The following is a 20,087-nucleotide window of genomic DNA, read 5'->3' as shown; positions in this document are numbered from 1 at the left end:
GCCCCCTGGGTCACGGAGCGATCACCGTGGTTCCGGCGTCGGTCCAGCCGCGCCGGTCGGGGCGGTACATATCCTCGACGGTGGCAGCCGGGTGGTGGAACGTGCCGGGCGTCACCGCGCGCAGGCGATAGGCCAGCCGGACCGGGTCGGTCCCGGTCAGGGTGAGGGCGGCGGCAAAGCGGTCCTGCCGGAACTCGGCCATGTCGGCCCATCCCGTGCCGCCCAGCCAGTCCAGCCCCTCGACCTCGCCCTGAGCCAGCAGGTTGGGATTGTCGATCTCGAATCCCGCGGGAAGGGGGTCCGCGACGATCAGCCGCCCGTCGGCGGGGGCAAAGGGCGTGACCTCGATCACGGCGACCAGCCGCGTCCCCAGCGGCAGGCGCGCGGGGTCTGCCGGTTGCCCCTCGGGCGTGAAATAGCGCCGCGTGATGCCAAAGCCGGTGCCCCCCGCCGCCACCGCGACGGCGGGAACGGCGGTCGCGCCGATCGTCACCTCGGCCGGGGCCGGCCCGGTGTTACCCAGCACCACCGGGGGCAGCGCGCCCGCCTCGCCCAGGTCCTGCACCGGGGACGACAGGGGCGCGCCCGACAGGGTGACGCCGCCGCCCGCATCCGCGCCCGACGCAAGGCCCTGCGCGGCCAGCACGGTCCAGGTCGCCTCTTGCGTGGACAGGGGCGCGCCCGCGTCCCGGCGGGCGTCGATGTCGGCGGCCAGTTGCGCGGCCACGGCATCGCGGTCCAGCGCCCGGCTGCCCGCCTCGGCCGCCATCGCCAGCGCGCCGGCCCGGTCGCGCAGCAGCGTGCCGTAATCCCGCCGCAGCCGGCCCGCGTCGTCCTGCCCCTGGTCGGACAGCGCCTGCGCACGGCGGAACATCCTGTCCGACCGCGCGCTGTCGCCCACAGCGGCCAGGGCCGCGCCCAGCTGGGCGGCGGCCAGCGGGGTGGCAAAGCCCTTGTCCCCCGTATCCGCGTAATAGCGCAGGTCGCTGATGACGGCCGTCCCCTCTCGCGCCAGGACATAGGCGGCATAGGCGGTCGCGGCGTTCTCGTCGGGGTCGGCGAACTGCGGTTCGGGCGCGGCGTTCAGGCCGTTCTGCAGGTTCGTCAGGGCGGCGCGGAACGGCTGGTCGGGGACCGCGTGGCCCGCGGCGCGGGCGCGCGCCAGGAAATCGGTCACGAAGGCGTCCAGCCAGCGGTCGCCCGCCTCGGCCGTCCACAGCCCGAACCCCCCGCCCGAGGATTGGCGGGTCAGGACCTGCGCCACGGCCTGATCGATCGCGGCAGGGTCGGCGCCGGGCAGGGGGGCTGCGCCGTCCGGCATCAGGGCGCCGGCGTACAGCAGCGGCAGGGCCGTCGCCGCGATCTGTTCCGTGCAGCCATAGGGATAGCGCGCCAGCCGCGCCAGCGCCCCGGCCACGTCCAGCCGGGCATAGGGGCCGATGGTCAGGGCGACCCGGCCGGTCCCCGGGCGGAACAGCCCCAGCGCCGACAGATCGACCGCCACCCCCGCCGCGCCCGGTGCCAGCGTCAGGCGCAGGCTGCGCGTCACCGCGGCGTCCTGGCGCTGGACGGGGATCGTCAGATCCTTGGTCACGACGCGCCCATCGGGCAGCGTGGCCGACAGGCGCAGGCGCGCCGTGCCCTCGGCCTCGGGCGCGGTCAGGGTCAGCGGCAGGTCGATCTGCTGGCGATCGGCCATCATGACCGCCTCGGGCAGGCCAGAGGTCGCCAGCGAAACGCGCGGCATGTCGGCGGGGGCGGCCCCTTCCTCGGCCGGGCCGGGTTCGCGGTCGGCGGGGCCGGGCAGGGCAGCCAGCGTCACCTGCCCCGCGGGACCCGCGACATGGGACAGGCGGACCTGCGCCTGCGCCACATCGCCCGGCGCAAGGAAGGCGGGCGCGGTGACGGTCATCACCACCGGGTCGCGCACCAGCATCGTGGCGTCGGCCTGCCCCACAGCGCCGTCGGTCCAGGCGATGGCCATGACCCGCACCGTGCCGTTGAAATCGGGAAGCGGCACCTGAACCGTGGCGCGGCCCCGGTCGTCCAGCACCAGCGGGCCTGAAAACCACGCCATCAGCTTTTCCGTGGGCGGCGGCGCCTGCGTCTGCATCGAGGCCGCGTCGCCCCCCGACCGGACGCTGCCGTCGGCCGCCCCGCCGGGCAGGACCAGCCGACCATACAGGTCGCGCAGCCCCACGCCCAGCCGCCGCTGGCCGAAGTAGTGGTCGCTGGCCGAGGGCGGCTGATAGCCGGTCAGGTTCAGGATGCCCTGGTCCACGGCCCAGACCGTTGCGTGAACGGTGGCCCCCGGCGCCGCGCCGGACACCGCCAGCGTCACCGGGGCGGACCCCCGCGGACCCACCTCGGCCGGGACCGTCAGCGCGGCGGCAAGGCGGCGGGCGGCCGGATCGACGGCGGCGTGAGCGATCCCCAGGCCCCGCACCGGCGCGCGGCCCGCGTCGGCGGCCAGCGGGCGGATCGCGCTGACCGCGACATAGACGCCCGCCCCCCAGTCGTCCGTCACCGGCAGCGCGACGCTGTTGAGGCCCCTGATCAGCGGCACGGTGCGCAGGGCGATGACGCGGCTGGCCAGCACCGACACAACGGCCACGCCGTCCGCGGCGGCCTCGACCGTGACGCGCGCGGTGTCGCCCGCGCGATAGGCCGGGCGGTCCAGCGTCACCCGCAGCCGGTCGGGCGTATCGGTGCCCGCGCTGACCGCGCCCCAGCCCGCGTCGAACAGCAGCGCGCTTTCGGCCCCGTCGGGCGCGGTCACGACCAGTTCGTACCGGCCCCAGTCCACCGGCACCGACAGCGCGGCCGGCCCGGCTGGCGCCGCCAGCGCGCCGCCTGCCACGCGGGTGCGGCGGGTCAGGGGTTCCCAGGTCCAGTCGCCGCCGATGGCATACCACTGATAGCTCGTCTCGACCCGGTTCAGGACCCAGTCCAGGGGCGTGGCCTGCGGGGCGAGGTCCGGTCCCAGGGCCAGAATCTGGAACGCGGCCTCGGCCCCCTCGGGGACCGTGCCGTCGGCAAAGCCGGGCCTGATCCCGACCGCCGTTCGGCCCGGCAGGATCAGTTGCGTGGCGCTGCGTTCGACGGGACGGCCGGCGCCCTCGCGCACCGACAGGGTCAGCCGCGCCTCATGCGGGCGGGCGGCCTGCGACAGCGCGGGCGGCAGGTCCACGCGGGCGGCGAACCGGCCCTGCGCGTCGGTGCGCCCGGCCGGCATCGCCACCACCTGGGGCGAGGCGGGGTCGTCGTGGCGGCCGAAGACATAGCCGTCGAACCCCGGCAGTGCGCTGGCGGGGGTCAGGCGCAGCGCGCCCTCGACCGGCAGGTCGGCGGCGGGCGCGCCGAACAGCCAGCGCGCGGCGATCTCGGCCACGACGGGGGTGCTGGCGGGCTGCGGCGCGGCGGGCAGGTCCAGCGCAAAGTCGATGCGCTCGGGGCGGAAATCCTCGACCAGCAGGCGCGCGGTGGCCAGGGGGTCGCCCTGTTCCTCGACCCGCAGGTCGATGCGCCAGGCGCCGCGCGGGGCAGTGTCGGGGATCGGCACCGCCAGCGTATAGCCGCCAGCACCCGCGGGCGCGGCCAGCAGGCGGGCGTGCTCGACGCCGTCGGGGCGCAGCACGACCGCCGTCAGGGGCAGCCCGTCGATGGCGCGGGCGGTGTCGTCGCGGGTCAGGATCGTGGCCTGCGCCACCTCGCCCGCGCGATAGGCGCCCCGGTCCAGCGCCACGAACACGTCGATGGGGGGCGCGGGGGGCTGGCCCTCGACGCCCCGATCCGACAGGTCGAACTCGGGATCGAGCAGCGACAGGAACGCCAGATCCGCCACGCGCCCGCCGTCGCGCCGCGTCGCGGCCAGCACGGCAGGCTCGCTGGCGTCCTGCCCGCGGGTCAGCCCGGCGTCAAAGCGCGCGATGCCCTCGGCGTCCGTCAGCGCCGTGCCCAGCACCGCGTTCCCGCGCGAGATCAGCGCGACCTCGATCCCCGCGCGGGCCGCGGCGTCCGACAGGCCGCGCACGGCGACCGTCAGCCCGTCGCTGCCCGACCAACTGCTGATCCCCAGGTCCGAGATCATGAACCACTGGGTCGCCGCCGGGCTGCGCTCGCCCCCCTCGGGGACGGCGGCCGTCAGGGCATAGACGCCGGGGTCGAGGGGGCCCGCGGCGACGCGCAGGTCCAGCCGGGTTGCCACCTCGGCGTTGACCGGATGGCTGCCGCTGCCGGGCGGGGGCGCGACCTCGGCCTGCCCGGCCCAGACCCGCGCGCCGATCTGGCTGGTGAAGACGTCCGCCTTCCAGTCGTCGATCGGGGTGGCGAAGATGCCCTCGCGCAGGGCGCGCACGATGTTGCGGTCCGACATCCGGTACAGCGTCAGATCGACGCGCGCCGCGTTCACCGTGCGCAGCGTCAGCCCCTGGTCGCCCGTCGCGGGCAGCACATAGCTGCGGCCGGCAAAGCGGGCCTGGGGGGCGCGGTCGCGCACATACAGCGTCAGCGGCACGGCCTTGGCCAGCGTGTCCCCGCTGGCTGCGGGCAGGCCCGGACGCAGGGTGAACGTGACCGCCTGGCCGCGCGGCATGCCGGTGACGCACAGCTCCCACCCCTGCGCCTCGACCGCAAGCGCGGGGTCGGGCAGCGCGACAAACGGGCGGATATCGACGCCCGCGGCCAGTTCCTGCGAGAACATCGCGCAGGCGCGGGGATCGGGGGCGTCGGCATCGACGCGGCTGTCGGTCACGCGGAACCCGTGGCGTTCCTCGAACCCGGCAAGGTCGGCGGCGACGTCGGGGTCGCCCGGCGCGGCGGTCGCGGCAAGCCGCAGCGCCATCAGGCCATCGCGGCCGCGGCCCTCTGCCTCGGCCAGCGCGGCCCAGCGGCGCAGGGCGGGCGCGCCCGTCCCGGGATCGCGCAGCCACGCGTTCAGCCAGGCCGCGCGGGCGGCACCGGCCATCGCCGCGTCCCGGTCTGCGCCGGGCGGGTCGGCCGCGGCCCCCATCGCCTGCGCCAGCGCGGTCCAGTCGGACGCCGCATCGGTCAGCGCGGCGACCGCGCCCAGCCAGCGCAGCATCGCGGTCGCGTCGCCCGCCGCGCCCGCCTGCAAGGCGGCGGTCCGCATCGCGTCCGCCCCCGTGCCGTTGCCGGGATAAAGCTGCCCCAGCTCGGCTGCCTGCCGACGGGCGGCGCGACGGTCGTCCTCGGTCAGCCATGGCCCGGCGCCGGCCAGCCGGCCGGTTGCGCGGTCCTGCAGCGCAGGGTCCGCGGCGACGACCGGCCCGGACAGCGCGCCCGGGAACGGAACAGGCCCCGAGGCCGCCGCCTTGAGGAAGCAGGCGCGCGAGCGGGCGTTGTAAGTGACCGCCGCGCAGTCCGCACGGGCCACGCAGGCCAGCACGCACGCCGCCTGCGTCGTGTCGAAGACCGAGGCCAGATCGCCGCCCGGCAGGTCGATCGCCTCGACCAGCACCACACGCCGGTCGGGCAGGGCCGGCGCGGCCAGCGGGCCGGCGTCCTGCGCCCGGGCCGGTGCGACGGACGTAGCCAGCATCAGGGCTGCGACGGCCAGCCAACCGCGCGCCGCTGCGATCCCGTGGCCCATCGCGTCCCCCCTTGCTGCGTGAATGGCCGCACGGTGCCACGATCCGGGCCCTGCGGCAACGGGGCGGCGATTGACACCGTGCGCCGATCTGCCAGCCTGCCGCGGCCCTTGCCATGACGGGACAGCCCCATGACCCTGCCTTCACCCGACCGTCCCGGCCGCCTGCTGCTGGCTTTTGCGCTGGCGGGACTTGCAGGGGGGCTGGCGATGGCCGCGGCGGGACGGCCCGACGCGGCGGGCCTTGTCTGGACGGGCGCGGTCCTGCCCGTGCTGGCGGCCCTGCTGGCCGAGATCGTGCGCGCCCTGCGCGCGCGCGAGGTCGGGCTGGACATCGTCGCCGCCCTGTCGATGACCGCGGCCCTGGCCGTGGGCGAGACGCTGGCCGCGGCGGTGGTCGCGGTGATGTACACGGGCGGCAGCGTGCTGGAGCAGTTCGCCGAGGGCCGCGCCCGGCGCGAGATGACGGCCCTGCTGAACCGGGTGCCGCGCAGCGCGCTGCGCCACGGCCCGGACGGTCTGGCCGAGGTGCCACTGGACGCCATCGCGCCGGGGGACCGCCTGCTGATCCGGCAGGGCGAAATCGTGCCCGTGGACGGCGCCGTGGGGCCGGGGCCGGGCGCGCTGCTGGACCAGTCGGCCCTGACCGGAGAGCCGCTGCCGGTGCGCCATCCCGCGGGCGCCGAGGTGATGAGCGGCGCGACCAACAGCGGCGCGGCCTTCGACCTGATCGCGGCGCGGCTGGCGGCCGACAGCACCTATGCCGGGATCGTCCGGCTGGTGCAGGCCGCGCAGCGGTCGCGCGCGCCCATGGCGCGGCTGGCCGACCGCTGGTCGCTGGGCTTCCTGGCCGCAGCGATCGCCATCGCCGGGACGGCCTGGGCGCTGAGCGGCGATCCGGTGCGGGCCGTGGCGGTGCTGGTCGTGGCGACGCCCTGCCCGCTGATCCTGGCGGTGCCCGTGGCGCTGGTCGCCGGGCTGTCGCGCGCGGCACGCGCCGGCGTGCTGATCAAGGGCGGCCGCGCGCTGGAGGCGATGGCCCGCGCCCGCGTCCTGATCCTGGACAAGACCGGCACCCTGACCGACGGCCGCCCCCGCGTCGCGGCGATCCATTGCGCCCCCGGCTGGGACGAAGCCACGGTGCTGGCCCTGGCCGCGGGGCTGGAGCAGGCGTCAGGCCATCCCATGGCGCAGGCGATCGTCGCCGCGGCGCAGGGCCGCGGCCTGGCGCTGAGCACGCCCGAGGCGGTCGAGGAAACGCCCGGCGAAGGGCTGGTCGGCCGCGTGGACGGTCGCATCGTCGCCGTGGGCGGAACCGGGTTCGTGTCGCGGCAGATCGCCGGGGCCGCACCTGCGCGGCCGGGACCTGCGACGGCGGGCGGCGTCGCAGTGGCGGCGCCGGCGGGCGCGGCGGTCGCCGATGTCGCCCTGGACGGGCGCCCGGCCGGGCGGATCGAACTGGCCGACCGGCTGCGTCCCGCCATTGCGGCCACGCTGGCGCGGATGCGGGGGCAGGGGATCGCGCGCATCGTGCTGGCGACCGGGGACCGGCGGGCCGTCGCCCTGGCCGTGACCGAAGGGCTGCGCCTGGACGCCGTTCACGCCGACATGACGCCCGAGGGCAAGCTGCGGCTGGTCGCGGCCGAGCGCGAGGCCGGCCCGGTGATGATGGTCGGCGACGGCGTCAACGATGCCCCGGCCCTGGCGGCGGCCGACATCGGGGTGGCGATGGGCGCGCACGGAGCCGCCGCCTCGGCCGAGGCGGCGGATGTCGTGCTGCTGGTGGATCGCCTGGGTCCGCTGGCGGACGGCCATCGCATCGCCATCCGGTCCCGCGCCATCGCGCTGCAAAGCGTGGCCTGGGGCATCGGACTGTCGGTCGCCGGAATGATCGCCGCCGCGCTGGGCTGGCTGACGCCCGTGCAGGGCGCGCTGCTGCAAGAGGCAATCGACGTGGCCGTGATCCTGAACGCCCTGCGCGCGCTGCGCATCGACGTCACGGCGGACCGCCCCGACAGCACCGCCGCTGTGGCCCTGCCACGCGGCGCGGGCTGAGCGCCGTTGCCTGCGCAACAGGCCACAGGAGGGCCGCAAGCGTCCTGCGGTTGCGGGCGTCGCGCGGGCACCCCGGGACGGCTGCAACGCCTATCGGGACGCGGGTGCGGCCCCTTGCGGTCCCACCGCCCCTGTCATGGCGCGGCAGCCCGCAGGCCGTGAACCGGGGCTGTCACGCGCGACGTCCGACCCGGGGAAACAAGAGAGAGTGGAGCGGGTGAAGGGAATCGAACCCTCGTCGTAAGCTTGGGAAGCTTCTGCTCTACCATTGAGCTACACCCGCGACGTGCCGTGGCTAGCGCGGTGCGGGGCCGGGGTCAAGCGGTCACAGCAGCCCCATGGCCGCAAGTTCGCGGGCAAGCTGGGGGGGCAGGGGGGCTTCCTCGGCCCGCCCCTCGGGCAGGTCCGCAGGCGCATCGGCGGGGCTAAGATAGCGCCAGCCCTGGAACGCCCGCCGCGGCACGCCCGCGACGCGGACCACCTGGCGGTCCAGGATCAGCGCGCAGCGCAGGATGCCGTCGCCGCCGCGCTCCTCCTCGAACCCGATCAGGCGCTGGCGGGCCAGCATCGTCCCGCGGAACACCCAGAAGATGGAACCGCCGCCCAGCAGCTCGTCCTGGCGGCGCGGCCACATGCGGGTGACGTGGCGCGCCGGGCCATCGCCAAAGCGGTCGCGCTGCCAGCGTTCCAGATCGGCCGGGCCATCGGCGCCGACGCAAAGCTTGATCATGTGCAGGGATGGGGACATGGCCGCGATATAGGCGGCCCCTCGGCCCGGCAACAGGGGCAAGGACAAGGCTGCGGCGCCGGTCCGCCGGCCGCCCCGCCGGCCGCGCTGCGCCGCCCGCGTCCTGCCCGCAGGCGCGGGCCGCTGGGGCGGGCCGCTGGGGCGGGGCGCTGGGGCGGGGCGCGCGGCCTTGTGCCGCGGCCGCGGCGGGATTAGGCCCGCGTGACGCCTCAGGGATGCCCCCATGACCGATCCGACCCGCCCGCCGCATCGGCTGGCCCTGCCCGAGTTCGTGGCGATGCTGGCGTTCCTGTTCGCCGTCATCGCGTTTTCCATCGACGCCATGCTGCCGGCCCTGCCGCAGATCGCGGCCGAGCTGACCCCGGACGACGTGAACCGGGCGCAGCTGATCCTGACTGCGTTCGTCGCCGGCATGGGGCTGGGCACGCTGTTTGCGGGGCCGCTGTCGGATGCGATCGGGCGCAAGCCCGCCATGGCGGTGGGCTTTGCGGTCTATCTGGCCGCCACCCTGGCCGCGCTGTTCGCGCAGTCGCTGGAGCTTTTGCTGCTGGCCCGGTTCGTTCAGGGGATCGGCGCGGCCGGGCCCCGCATCGTCGGCATGGCGCTGGTGCGCGACCTGTACCAGGGGCGCGACATGGCGCGGATCACCAGCTTTGTGATGATGGTGTTCATCCTGATCCCGGCGCTTGCGCCCTCGATCGGGCAGGGGTTCATCGCCCTGGGGGGCTGGCGGGCGGTGTTCGGGGCCTTCCTGGCCTTCGGCCTTGCCGGTCTGGCGTGGATGTGGCTGCGGCAGGCGGAAACGCTGGCGCCCGCGCACCGCCGGCCGCTGCGGCTGTCCACGCTGGCCGCGGGCGTGCGCGAGGTGCTGTCGGACCGCGAGGTCGTGCTGTGCACGGTCGTGCTGTCGCTGGGGTTCGGGCAGATGTTCGCGCTGCTCAGTTCGGCCCAGCAGCTGTTCGCCGAGGCGTATGGGCGGGGTGACAGTTTTCCGCTGTGGTTCGCGGCGATGGCGCTGCTGTCGGGCGCAGGCACCGTCCTGAACGCCCGGCTGGTCATGCGGCTGGGCATGCACCGGCTGGCGCGCTGGGCCTATGCGATGCAGATCGTCGTCTCGACGCTGTTTCTGGCGGCGCTGCTGACCGGGGCGCTGCCCGGCTCGCTGCGGTTTGCGGCGTTCTTTCTGTGGGCGGTCAGCGTGTTCACCATGGCCGGGCTGACGTTCGGCAACCTGAATGCCATCGCCATGCAGCGGATGGGCCATCTGGCGGGAACGACGGCGTCCGTGACGTCGGCGCTGTCCACGCTGGCGGCCGTGCTGATCGCGGCGCCCGTGGGCCTGGCCTATGGCGGCACGGCCATTCCCGTGACGGTGGCCACGCTGGCCTGCTCGATCCTGGCCTGGGCCATCATGGGCCGGATGGCGACCGGCGCGGGTTGACACCGGATCGCGCAAGGCTATAAGCGCCGCTTCCATTGGTGTTGGTGGCCCCCGCAAGGGGAATCCTGTCGGCCCGCGACCCTGGCGGTCAACGGCAAAGGACAACGCCCTTCATAGCGAACGAAGGAGATCAGCGATGACCAAACGCACCGCTGCCAAGTACAAGCTTGACCGCCGCATGGGCGAAAACATCTGGGGCCGCGCCAAGTCCCCGGTGAACAAGCGCGAATACGGCCCGGGCCAGCACGGCCAGCGCCGCAAGAACAAGCTGTCGGACTTTGGCACCCAGCTGCGCGCCAAGCAGAAGCTCAAGGGCTATTACGGCGACCTGACCGAAAAGCAGTTCCGCCGCATCTATACCGAGGCCGAGCGCCTGCGCGGCGACACCGGCGAGATGCTGATCGGCCTGCTGGAACGCCGCCTGGACGCCGTCGTCTATCGCGCCAAGTTCGTGCCGACCATCTGGGCGGCCCGCCAGTTCGTGAACCACGGCCATGTGCAGGTGAACGGCAAGCGCGTGAACATCGCGTCCTATCGCGTCAAGGAAGGCGACGTGATCAGCGTGCGCGACAAGTCGCGCCAGATGACCCTGGTGCTTGAGGCCATCGGCCTGGCCGAGCGTGATGTGCCCGACTATCTGGACGTGGACCACAACAAGATGACCGCGACCTTCGTGCGCACGCCCGCGCTGGGCGACGTCCCCTATGCGGTCCAGATGGAACCGAACCTGGTCGTCGAATACTACGCCAAGAACTGATCGGCAGTTCAGCAAGCAACAGGGCCGCCCTTCCGGGCGGCCTTTTTCGTTAAAAGCCTTGGCATTATCGAGGCGATCCGGGGCTGCCGTCCTGTCAGGCCAAGGCATCTTTTCGGATGGCGCACGATTTCCTGGCCACGATCCGGATGGGACAGGCGTTCGATCTGACCGTTCCCATCGCCTGTCGCCTGCAAGATTTTCCCGATCACGAGCGTTTTGTGGATTTTGTCGGCTGATCGACGCCGCCGACTTCATTTTCGTCTGACATGCCTCGCGCGGGGGGCGGTCGTTGACAGGCCGCCCCCTATCCCCGACCTTGCGCGCATGAACGGACCGGCCCCGACAGTGCACGATTCCGCCGCCCCTCTGCCGTCGGACGAGGCGCTGATCGTGGACGTGCCGGGGTGGGACGGGCCGCTGGACCTGCTGCTGACCCTGGCGCGCACGCAAAAGGTCGACCTGATGCAGATCAGTGTTCTGGCGCTGGCCGAGCAATACCTTGTCTTTGTCGATCGGGCGCGCGCCCTGCGGATCGAACTGGCGGCCGACTATCTGGTCATGGCGGCGTGGCTGGCCTTTCTGAAGTCGCGGCTGCTGCTGCCCCCCGATCCCGCGGCCGAGGGACCGTCCACCGACGACATGGCCGCGCATCTGGCGTTCCAACTGGACCGGCTGGCCGCGATGCGCGATGCGGCGGCGCGCCTGATGGCGCGGCCGCGGCTGGGGCGGGACCGGTTCGTGCGCGGCGCGCCGGAAGCCGTGGCGCGGACCCGCACCGTGCATTGGCAGGCGGGGCTGATCGACCTGATGCAGGCCTATGCCCGCCTGCGGACCCGCGACGAGTTTCGCCCCTATGCCTTTGACCGCCGCGATGTCTGGACACTGGAGGAGGCGCTGGAGCGGATGCGCCGCCTGATCGGCTTTGCAGGCGACTGGACCGACCTTGCGGGGTTCCTGCCCGACGGGTGGGGCGGCGACCCCGCGCGGCGGCGGTCCGCGACCGCCTCGACCTTTGCCGCGTCGCTGGAACTGGCGCGGCAGGGTCGGCTGGACATCCGGCAAGAGGCGAGCTTTGCCCCCATCTCGGTCCGGGCGAAGCCGTGACGGGCAACGCCCCCTTTCCGCCGATGCCCGAGCAGGAGCGCATGGTCGAGGCGCTGCTGTTCGCCGCGTCCCAGCCCCTGACGCTGCGGGACATGGCGGCGCGGATGCCCGCCGGCTGCGATCCGGCCGAGGCGCTGGCCCGGCTGCGGGTCCGCTATGACGGGCGCGGCGTCGAGCTGGCGCGTGTGGGGGATGCCTGGGCCTTTCGCACCGCCGCCGACCTGGGGTTTCTGATGCAGGACGCGGTGATCGAGACGCGCCGCCTGTCGCGCGCCGCGACCGAGGTGCTGGCCATCGTCGCCTATCACCAGCCGGTCACGCGCACCGAGATCGAGGAGATCCGGGGCGTCGCCCTGTCGCGCGGCACGCTGGACCAGCTGATCGACATGGGCTGGGTGCGGCTGGGCCGGCGCCGCCCGTCGCCGGGCCGCCCCGTGACCTTCGTCGTGACCGAGGCGTTCCTGGACCACTTCGGCCTGGCCAGCACCCGTGACCTGCCGGGCCTGGGCGAGCTGCGCGCGGCCGGCCTGCTTGACCCGCGGCCCCCCGCAGGGCCGCGGCTGGCCCTTGCGGCGGGCGGTGCACAGGCCGATATCGTTGCCGCAGAGGAACCGGGCTGCGATCTGTTCGGCGATTGACAAGGACTGACACGATGAAGATTGGCACGATTTTCGGCCGGTTCGGGCGGATGCTGAGGAACCGGATGCTGCGCCGGGGAATGAAGAAGGGCATCGACAAGGTCGCGCGCCTGTCGGGCGGCCCCGCTTCGGCCGGCAAGGCGACACCGGCGTCGCAAAGGCAGGCCAAGGCCACGCGCGACGCCGTCAAGCGCGCCCGTCAGGCCGCGCGCATCACCCGCCGCATGCGCTGATCTGGCGGAACTGCTTGGCCAGCTTCAGCCCCTGGCCCTGATAGTTCGAGGCGATCCCCGCGCCATACAGCCGGTCGGGCCGCGCGGCCATGCGTTCATAGACCAGCCGCCCCACGACCTGCCCGTGTTCCAGCGCAAAGGGCGCCTCGTGGCAGCGCACCTCGAGGACGCCGCGCGCGCCGCGTCCCGTGCCGTGGCCGAAGCCGGGATCGAAAAACCCCGCGTAATGGACCCGGAACTCGCCCGCCATCGCCAGATAGGGCGACATCTCGGCGGCATAATCGGGCGGAATCGTCACCGCCTCGCGGCTGACGAGGATGTAGAACGCGCCTGGGTCCAGGATCAGACGCGCCTCGGTCGTGCGCAGCGCGTCCCAGAAATCGCGCGGGTCATAGGCAGCGATGCGGTCCAGGTCGATGACGCCGGTGTGCGGCCGCGCCCGATAGCCGACCAGATCGCCATCGTCCGTGCCCGCACCGGGGCGCAGATCGACGGAAAACCCCAGGCCCTCGTCGATCAGCGGCGTGCCGTCCACCAGCGGCTCGGCCGCGTGCAGCGCAGCCAGCGCGGTGTCGTCCAGCACCGCCTGGCCCTGCCGCAGCCGCAGCTGATTCAGGCGCATCCCGGGTCGCACCAGCACCGAAAAGCTGCGCGGGCAGATTTCCGCATACAGCGGCCCGTCATACCCCGCGGGCAGGCGGTCGAATTCGGTCCCGTCATCGGTCACGAGGCGCGTCAGAAGGTCCAGCCGCCCGGTCGAGGACTTGGCGTTCGCCACCGCGTCCAGGCCCGCCGGCAGCGCCAGCCGTTCGACCAGAGGCAACAGATAGACGCAGCCCTTTTCCAGCACGGCCCCGTCGGTCAGGTCCATGCGATGCATCTCGAAATCGGCCAGCCTGTCGGCGATGCGTCGTCCGCGCCCGGCCAGGAACGAGGCGCGCAGCCGCCACGCGGTCGCGCCAAGGCGCAGGTCAAGGCTGGCAGGCTGGATCTGGTCGGGGGTGATCGGCCGGTCGGCGCGGATCGCGCCCGCATCGATCAGCCGTGCCAGCGCACTGTCGGGCAGAACACCGTTCACCACCGAACCCCTGTAAGCGAACGCCCACCCCGGACGGGGTGGGCGTTTCGTGATGGTCGGGCCGGCGAGATTCGAACTCGCGGCCTTCCGCCCCCCAGACGGACGCGCTAACCAGACTGCGCCACGGCCCGACGCCGGCCATATAGATCGAAGGGTTCAGCGGGCACAAGGGGCCGTCGGAAAATATCCGTGCGGTCAGCGCGCGGCGCTGGGCGCGCCCCGCATCCGGTCGTGACAGTCCCGCAGCCGCCGTGCGATTTCGCTGGCGCCGTGGGGCAGGGGGGCCCCGTGCGCCCGCAGCGCGGCAGCGGTCAGGGCCAGGCGGCCAAGCAGCAGGACCGAACCGGAGCCCTCGCCGTCCGCACCCGCATCGGTGGCCAGCGCCGGGCGGACTGCGCCGGGTTCTGGCGCCGCCGGCGTCGCGTGATCGCCTGCGGGGGCCCGGTCCAGCGCCATGGCCAGACTGTCCGCCGTGTCCGGGTGCGCCGGCGTGCCCGCGGCTGCCTCGCCCAGCCGGGCCGCGCCACGCGCCCGCACCGCAGCGCCGCGATCCGGCGCGATCAGGCGGCGGGCGCCCCTGATCGTCAACCCGTGCTCGCGCAGGATCTCGCACAGGCCGGCGGCCAGCTGCACATCCTCGGGGCGGTAATAGCGGCGGCCATCGGCCCGCTTGACAGGGGCAAGCTGCGGGAACTGCGTTTCCCAATAGCGCAGCACATGGGTGGCCACGCCCACGGCCCGCGAAACCTCGCCGATGGTGCGAAACGCCTGCGGGGATTTGGTCATGGCTATTTGTTGCCGGCCGCGACGCGTTCCTTCATCAGGTGCGATGGCCGGAACGACAGGACGCGTCGGGGCGTGATCGGCACCTCCTCCCCGGTCTTGGGATTGCGGCCGATCCGTTCGTTCTTGGCGCGCACCGAGAAGGTGCCAAAGGACGAAATCTTGACCTGTTCCCCCCGGACCAGCGCGTCCGAGATATGGCTCAGCACGCTTTCGACCATCTGCGCGCTTTCGTTGCGCGACAGCCCCACCTCACGAAAGACGGCTTCCGCCAGATCCATGCGGGTCAGGGTCTTGTCGCTCATGGGATAGCCTTTCCGTTGCAGGCAGGATGGTGTCACCCGGGGTCCGAGTCAACCGTCGCGCTGGCGGATCGTTCCCGGATCGTCCCCCTCGGCGCTTGCGCCCGCCCTGGCCGGCCCTAGATCTGTCGGGGTCAGGACAGGAAGGGTGGGGGGCAAGGGCATGGCGGGCGGATGGACGCAGGACGGGGCCGTCAACGAGCAGATCGAGGTCAGCACCCGCGAGGCGATCGAGCGCACCCGCGCGCGGGTGCGCCCAGCGGGCGAGAGCCGGCGCGCCTGCGCCGAATGCGACGAGCCGATCCCCGAGGCGCGCCGGCAGGCCCAGCCCGGCGTCACGCTGTGCATCGACTGCCAGTCGGCCTCGGACCGCACGGTCCGCCCCGCCACGGGCATCAACCGACGCGGGTCCAAGGACAGCCAGCTGAGGTGACGGCGGCCGGAAAACCGCCCGCGAGACGCCGCGAAATTTTCGCCTGCACCCTCTGGACGGCCCCTGTGCCCGATGCTAGACGGCCCCCGTGTTCCGGCGTAGCTCAGCGGTAGAGCAGTTGACTGTTAATCAATTGGTCGTAGGTTCGATCCCTACCGCCGGAGCCAATCTTCATCGCTTAACAGCTTGTTATGATTGGCTTTTCTGACACACGGTAGCAAAGCTACCCTACAAGATACCCAACAATCGACATAGTGCCATTTAACAGCGGTCAATGGTTCTGGTTGCCGCTGCCGTAGCCTCGACGCCTTGACAAACTATGGTCCTAAACATCAGGCCTGACGGTTGAAGCCCAAAGGTATACAGTCAAGACTGCTCTCCTCTGCCGTAACCGACACCATCCAACACGCACTCTCGGGGACGACATGATGGGGATCGATCTGTTAAGGACAGCCGGGTCAAAAAAGGTCTCGTGCAACATCGGACGCACAACCTGCCCGTGCCGGTTCAAGGCGCGGGCAAGCTTTAGTTCACCACGAACTAGACAAATCATCCCATCAAAGAGTTTATGTTGAGGGAGCGGGCAGAATGCCTGCGACAATTAGGCGGTTTACACGTCCGGCCCGGTCTCTGACAAAATACGCCTGTATATAAACCTGATCCTTATTCATCGCAGCGATGAGCGTCTGCTTTGTATATGGCAGGATATCATACGGGACACTGAAGCTGACTAAATCACTCCCATTGTTCGACGTGTTATCGAACCTGATTTTACCCCAACCGTTATCCTTATTAAACTGAATAACGTTGCAAAGAATAAGCGTAACATCTTCATCAACTACCGCTGTCTCGATTTCTGATGCCATGCGCTGATCCAAAAACAAAACGGTCCTCGACACCCCAGCCGTATTAGATTTAACCTCAAGCGTATCTGCACTGCGGCGAAGTGCGGTCGCCATTTCACTCATCAGCGGCGCAGCCATCGAAACCAAGTTCTGACCGCGCGCAAAGTCAATTTTAGAGATGGACGCAGATTTGTGAAGGAGACTCTCCTCCCTCGACACTTCAGCAACCCTCCGTTTTACTAAGGCTCGGAGATTGGAAGGAATGTCGGCCAACGCGCCTCCATCAGCGATAACTTTCTGAACTATATCATCGACTGTGGAGTCGCCGTCAGGCTGGACATCCTTGGCTCTGAGAGCCTTACCAACGCCTGAACCCTTCAGCGAAGTCTCATCTAATTTCTCCACAACTCTTTCACTTACAAATGACACCAAGTCCCCAAGAGAAACGTCAATGAACTGATTGTCAGGATTGCCCTGATGTTCATCTTCGACATTGATATTGAAAGAGCCTCTGGTGGGGACTAGAATATTTACATCAAAGTTTGATTTACTTGAGATATTCTTGTTAAATTTACCATGCTGGCGGAACTGAGCAAGCTTGACGAGCAGGCGAGCCGCAGCATATTGAAAGCGAGCGGACTCATAAAAGTTCAACTTGTGCTCGTCCGCAAGCGAACCTTCGAAGTGAAATGTAAGAGCTTCCTGCACAGACTCCCCCTCTTGCATGATCCATGGCCATCAATGGCGCCGCACCAACAAGAAGCAAGAAATCCTGCACAACACAAGCTAGTTGCTAGGTCTTACAGCCACCGCTTACACATCCTGAAAGGCTGCTGATGAACGATATTAGTATAGGTGCTGTAGGCGCCGCCTTCATCGCAGGGCTCGTTTCCTTAATGAGTCTTGTTATTAGTAAAGAACAAAAGGTGTCGGATTTTCGTCAAGCTTGGATCAATGATCTTCGTGATTGTGTAATTTTATACCTAGTTAACATCAATGCAATTTGTGATACCGTAAGACTCAAAAAGGTAGATAAGTCCTCTGGACAAGATAATCTGCTTGAATATTACAGGTTACTCAATCAAGCAAGCCACGGCATAAAACTGCGTGTGAACGACAAAGAGCAACCAGCCAAGGATATGCTGGCCGCAATGGAGCAGTTCGAGAAACTGTCAGAGAAGAACGAGCAACTTACACCAGAGAACATAAGGAGAGAGGAACAGAACTTTTGTGCTGCAGCGAAAACCCTTCTGAAGTTTGAGTGGAAGAGAGTTAAACGGGGAGAGAATATATATCGGGTTACAAAGTGGGCTGTTATTCTTGGGGTTATTTTTACGGCGCTGTTCTTTGTGTACACATGGTGGATGCCGTCCGAAGCCGTGACTAAAGACAGTTATCCATTGCCCTTCCAATTCTTCAAAGCACATCACTAGCGACCGAACTCAACTACATCTTCAGTGAGGTGCAGAATTAAGCATCATTAGCCATATTTACCTGCGAACATGATCATCAACGAGAAGTTGTTGTATCGGGAAGCAAACCCCTCCCCGCACCCTGCCCCTGCCTATATAGACATGCATACATCGCGCGATGGTAGTTCACGCAGCAACGTCGAGAATAATGTCAAAGTTTGCGGCTGCTGATACCAAAACATCAGCGTTTTCTGGGTTTTTAGATGATCAAGTCGTGAAAAGTGATCGATAATCATAGTGCAATCTCAGCACAATCATGCGCCTTTTATAACGTAATCATGGCGATTTGATGTGCTTTGTGATGCTTCTTGATTACGGGGGATACCTCGATTTCAGAAACGGATTTGATACCACAACCGACGATGCATGATCGCGTGAAATTAGTTCGACAAAAAAGGTAAAATTTTGTCGTAAAAATATTTTGCTGTGAGGGAAGCGGTATAGGACAATCACTCATCAGTGCAAAAACATGCCCCCCTCTTAGCGAATGATCTTGACTGCTGGCAATGCTTTGATATTCTCGCTGCCCTTCTAACATATCCGGGGGCATGATTCTGGTTAGACGTGCTGATTGCTGCAACCGTCTCCGTTCATGTTCGCGCAAAAATTCAGACAAAAAGGGGAAAATCTACGGCTGTTTATTCTCTGCCTTCCACTCTGCAAATAGTTCATCATCACTAAGAGGTTCATCTATGACGAAGCCTTGAGCATCAACTGTCATCATAAGCTTCGCCTCTGCATATTCAGTTGCCTTCTCAAACACAGATATATCAAGCTGATCTATGCGTTCTTGACTGACCTTCATTTGCAGCCATTTAACAAGACTCGCCTCTGCTTTCTCTGACCATGCTTCCCACTCTGGGCAACTGAACATATGACGCTCGATCTTGTTGAGTGATAGTTTCCAATAAAGAAGCAACTCCTTTTCATTCAGTTTGTCGTAATCTACAAGTTCTTGATGCTTGCCGCTCCACAATTCATCTAACATATTCTGCCTGCGCTGATACTCTGTCGGATAATGAATCTTCAACCATTCGTCAAAGGCAGGACCAATCGCTTTATTTGATCTTTCCTTTCTTGCTTTGATGAATGAGGTCAGGTCAGCCCATAGTATATCACACTCATTATCTGATTTACTGTTGATCCATTCTTTACAGAAATCATCCGTTCCAGCTACGCAGTTGTATAGATGCCGTCGTGTTGATACTGATTTGTCGTTGTAATCGTATGTCATCGTTATAATCTCCATTTATTTGTTATATAATCCTGATCGCTGCACTGTCCCTGTCTCCATCCTGCTCACCTCCTTCTCACCTTTTAGGTCATCCTGCTCACCTCCTTCTCACCCATTTTAGAGTGCTGTTGTCAAGAAAACCCAGTAAATACATGGACTTATATAACAATCTATAACAACAGGTGAGAAGGTGAGAAGGATACCGCACCTTTACACGCTCACAGACGACATGATGCAAAAACACCTCAAAATAACTTTCACACCTTTCCCCACAGAGTCTTAGGAACCTCTGCTCACCTGCTCACCTGCTCACCTGCTCACCCAAATCTCATAAATCATTGTTTTTATTATGTTTTATAAGATATGCGGGTGAGAAGGAGGTGAGAAGGACGGTGTTTTGGGTGAGAAGGACGGTGTTTTGGGTGAGAAGGATCAAGCTGCTTTCATATCACTGAACTTAGACGCCATCTTTCTATCTCTCGTCCACTTATCAAATCCTTTCGGATAAGAATGTGTCCAGCCCTCAACCTTCATCATTGCTTTCTTCACCCTTGATCTTGTGAAGTTGTTTGTCTTGTCTTTGCTGGATAGTCCTAACACATCGCATACATCCGTTAGGTTCAACTCGTTTACCATCCCCCACTGACCGCTCTTGTTTCCGAGTTGATCCACTATTATCTCAACATAACTATCCGACATAACAAACTGTCGTTTATGTTCTTCTATTTCTTTCAATAGCGGGTCTGTCTTTGTGAAATGCCATATCTCTCCACATTTATAACAATGAAAAGCCTCTGCCATAAGTTGATCTCGGTCACGCCTTAAAGCATCAAGATTGAGTTCTCCCGTCTTTTGTTGATCCTCGGGCAAAGCGTTATTGATTTCTACCGGAAGATATCTTCTCAATAGTGCTGGATCATCTGGCAACTCTTTCTTGTTCGTTGTGGCAACGAACACGCCTTGACGTGGGTAGTCATCATCACGCTTGCCGTACGGAACGCGGTATGTGTCAGTTTGTGTCGTAAGGAATGATTTTACTGTCTCCATATCGGAAGAACGAACAGATTTCATTTCTGGAAGTTCGATGATCCACTTGCCTGAAAGCGATTGGATCAGGGCGCTATGCTCCCTTGTCAAGTCTTTCGATGCATCAAGAAAATACTTCTGATCGCCTGCCAATATCTTTGCCAGTGTCGATTTACCTGCGCCCCCTTCCGCTTGATACAGCATCAGCGTTGTGTCCACTTGACAACCCGGCACCGGCTCTGTTGCACAAATCCCTTCCGTGATTCATGTCGTGAGTCCGGTATGGTAGCTGGTCGGCATGAGCAGACTCACACGCCTGACCTACAAGAC

16 protein-coding genes and 3 tRNA genes are annotated in these 20,087 nt (G+C 66.9%); 9 read left to right on the top strand and 10 right to left on the bottom strand.

The features are described from left to right. Positions 1-10: 10 nt before the first annotated feature. Positions 11-5,611, bottom strand: coding sequence for an alpha-2-macroglobulin family protein (locus DPQ23_RS13535; protein WP_112875324.1), 5,601 nt, complete (start codon positions 5,609-5,611; stop codon positions 11-13). A 129-nt stretch (positions 5,612-5,740) separates the two neighbouring features. On the opposite strand from DPQ23_RS13535, the gene DPQ23_RS13530 reads away from it, so the two are divergent. Next, complete coding sequence (locus DPQ23_RS13530) at positions 5,741-7,663, top strand: heavy metal translocating P-type ATPase (RefSeq protein ID WP_112875323.1); 1,923 nt, start codon at positions 5,741-5,743, stop codon at positions 7,661-7,663. A 209-nt stretch (positions 7,664-7,872) separates the two neighbouring features. Here the strand turns inward: DPQ23_RS13530 and DPQ23_RS13525 are convergent. Both DPQ23_RS13525 and DPQ23_RS13520 read right to left on the bottom strand, forming a co-directional pair. After that, positions 7,873-7,946, bottom strand: a tRNA-Gly gene (locus tag DPQ23_RS13525). A 42-nt stretch (positions 7,947-7,988) separates the two neighbouring features. After that, positions 7,989-8,411: a DUF1489 family protein gene (locus DPQ23_RS13520; RefSeq protein ID WP_112875322.1), complete on the bottom strand. Its 423-nt coding sequence runs from the start codon at positions 8,409-8,411 to the stop codon at positions 7,989-7,991. A gap of 223 nt (positions 8,412-8,634) precedes the next feature. On the opposite strand from DPQ23_RS13520, the gene DPQ23_RS13515 reads away from it, so the two are divergent. The 5 genes from DPQ23_RS13515 (at position 8,635) to DPQ23_RS13495 (ending at position 12,584) form a co-directional block, all read left to right on the top strand. Beyond that, positions 8,635-9,852: a multidrug effflux MFS transporter gene (locus DPQ23_RS13515; protein ID WP_112875321.1), complete on the top strand. Its 1,218-nt coding sequence runs from the start codon at positions 8,635-8,637 to the stop codon at positions 9,850-9,852. 136 nt (positions 9,853-9,988) lie between these two features. After that, on the top strand, positions 9,989-10,609 hold the full coding sequence (gene rpsD / locus DPQ23_RS13510; RefSeq protein WP_112875320.1) for a 30S ribosomal protein S4: 621 nt from the start codon (positions 9,989-9,991) through the stop codon (positions 10,607-10,609). Positions 10,610-10,933: 324 nt separating this feature from the next. Then, a complete protein-coding gene (locus DPQ23_RS13505) occupies positions 10,934-11,713 on the top strand; it encodes a segregation and condensation protein A (protein WP_112875319.1) in 780 nt (259 codons plus the stop codon). 23 nt (positions 11,714-11,736) lie between these two features. Further along, positions 11,737-12,351, top strand: coding sequence for an SMC-Scp complex subunit ScpB (gene scpB / locus DPQ23_RS13500; protein WP_240602775.1), 615 nt, complete (start codon positions 11,737-11,739; stop codon positions 12,349-12,351). 14 nt (positions 12,352-12,365) lie between these two features. Next, positions 12,366-12,584 (top strand): hypothetical protein, encoded by a 219-nt coding sequence (locus tag DPQ23_RS13495; protein WP_112875318.1) that lies wholly within the window; start codon positions 12,366-12,368, stop codon positions 12,582-12,584. Here DPQ23_RS13495 and DPQ23_RS13490 read toward each other — a convergent pair. The 4 genes from DPQ23_RS13490 to ihfA form a co-directional block, all read right to left on the bottom strand. Next, positions 12,565-13,662, bottom strand: a complete 1,098-nt coding sequence (locus tag DPQ23_RS13490) for a 2'-deoxycytidine 5'-triphosphate deaminase (RefSeq protein WP_112875317.1) — start codon at positions 13,660-13,662, stop codon at positions 12,565-12,567. The genes DPQ23_RS13495 and DPQ23_RS13490 overlap by 20 nt on opposite strands. A 53-nt stretch (positions 13,663-13,715) precedes the next feature. Beyond that, positions 13,716-13,793, bottom strand: a tRNA-Pro gene (locus DPQ23_RS13485). A gap of 64 nt (positions 13,794-13,857) precedes the next feature. Further along, positions 13,858-14,448, bottom strand: a complete 591-nt coding sequence (locus DPQ23_RS13480; protein WP_112875316.1) for a MerR family transcriptional regulator — start codon at positions 14,446-14,448, stop codon at positions 13,858-13,860. Positions 14,449-14,450: 2 nt separating this feature from the next. Continuing rightward, a complete protein-coding gene (ihfA, locus tag DPQ23_RS13475; protein ID WP_112875315.1) occupies positions 14,451-14,750 on the bottom strand; it encodes an integration host factor subunit alpha in 300 nt (99 codons plus the stop codon). A gap of 160 nt (positions 14,751-14,910) precedes the next feature. Here ihfA and DPQ23_RS13470 point away from each other — a divergent pair, with 160 nt between their 5' ends. After that, the gene (locus DPQ23_RS13470; protein ID WP_112875314.1) at positions 14,911-15,180 is read left to right on the top strand and encodes a DksA/TraR family C4-type zinc finger protein; all 270 of its coding nucleotides are present in this window, start codon (positions 14,911-14,913) and stop codon (positions 15,178-15,180) included. 92 nt (positions 15,181-15,272) lie between these two features. Continuing rightward, positions 15,273-15,347, top strand: a tRNA-Asn gene (locus DPQ23_RS13465). A 399-nt stretch (positions 15,348-15,746) separates the two neighbouring features. Here DPQ23_RS13465 and DPQ23_RS13460 read toward each other — a convergent pair. Then, positions 15,747-16,751 carry a hypothetical protein gene (locus DPQ23_RS13460; RefSeq protein ID WP_112875313.1) on the bottom strand — a complete coding sequence of 335 codons (1,005 nt, stop codon included), beginning with the start codon at positions 16,749-16,751 and terminating at the stop codon, positions 15,747-15,749. Between the two features lie 110 nt (positions 16,752-16,861). On the opposite strand from DPQ23_RS13460, the gene DPQ23_RS15470 reads away from it, so the two are divergent. Then, positions 16,862-17,458: a hypothetical protein gene (locus DPQ23_RS15470; protein ID WP_162630749.1), complete on the top strand. Its 597-nt coding sequence runs from the start codon at positions 16,862-16,864 to the stop codon at positions 17,456-17,458. Positions 17,459-18,125: 667 nt separating this feature from the next. Here DPQ23_RS15470 and DPQ23_RS15465 read toward each other — a convergent pair. Together DPQ23_RS15465 and DPQ23_RS13455 are read right to left on the bottom strand one after the other, a co-directional pair. After that, positions 18,126-18,731, bottom strand: a complete 606-nt coding sequence (locus DPQ23_RS15465) for a hypothetical protein (RefSeq protein WP_162630748.1) — start codon at positions 18,729-18,731, stop codon at positions 18,126-18,128. Between the two features lie 432 nt (positions 18,732-19,163). Beyond that, positions 19,164-19,976, bottom strand: coding sequence for a VapE domain-containing protein (locus DPQ23_RS13455; protein WP_162630747.1), 813 nt, complete (start codon positions 19,974-19,976; stop codon positions 19,164-19,166). Between the last annotated feature and the right edge of the window lie 111 nt (positions 19,977-20,087).

This window comes from Paracoccus endophyticus (assembly GCF_003286075.1).
GTDB classification, from domain to species: domain Bacteria; phylum Pseudomonadota; class Alphaproteobacteria; order Rhodobacterales; family Rhodobacteraceae; genus Paracoccus; species Paracoccus endophyticus.
Note: the sequence above shows the minus strand (reverse complement) of the source record. Positions and strands in the feature narration are given on the sequence as shown.